Below are 525 nucleotides of genomic sequence, written 5' to 3' on the forward strand. Positions count from 1 at the left end.
AGGAACCGCGCTGATGATCGCGCGTTTTGGCATGAATACGGTGAAAGAGATTGAGGTGAGTATTCGAAGATTTGACCAGAATGGTATCGAAATCAAAGGTGTTATTCTCAATGCCGTCGAGCGTCGCGCAAGTAGCTACTATGGTAATTACGGTTATTACCAGTACGAGTACAAATCCAGTAGCAAAGATGCTTAATTCTCAGTAGTGACTTTTCTTAGTGAGGTTATAACTTTTTATAACCTCACATCCATTCGAAAATATGATCTGCAACGCAGCGTTATCCTGATAAAAACCGGCCATTATGAATATATTAATTGTTAATACATTATATGCACCTTTCAAGGTTGGCGGGGCGGAAGTGTCGGTCCAACTTTTAGCGGAAGAGCTGGTTTCCAAGGGTGACAGAGTACGTGTTGTTTGTCTCCATGATGAGAAAACCAGGAAGCAGACTGAATTAAATGGCGTAGAAGTTGTTTACCTGCCTCTTAAGAATTTATATTGGCCTTTCAATAACGCGCGGAAAA

Annotated in this window: 2 protein-coding genes; both read left to right on the forward strand. The window is 41.3% G+C overall.

From position 1 onward, the window contains the following. Positions 1-196: hypothetical protein (locus ADK28_RS05125; protein ID WP_048795063.1), on the forward strand; the 196-nt coding region annotated here is incomplete at its 5' end. Between the two features lie 106 nt (positions 197-302). Continuing rightward, a partial coding sequence (locus tag ADK28_RS32690; RefSeq protein WP_239686207.1) for a glycosyltransferase occupies positions 303-525 on the forward strand: 223 nt, incomplete at its 3' end.

This window comes from Serratia sp. 506_PEND, assembly GCF_001076875.1.
Taxonomy (GTDB): domain Bacteria; phylum Pseudomonadota; class Gammaproteobacteria; order Enterobacterales; family Enterobacteriaceae; genus Serratia; species Serratia marcescens.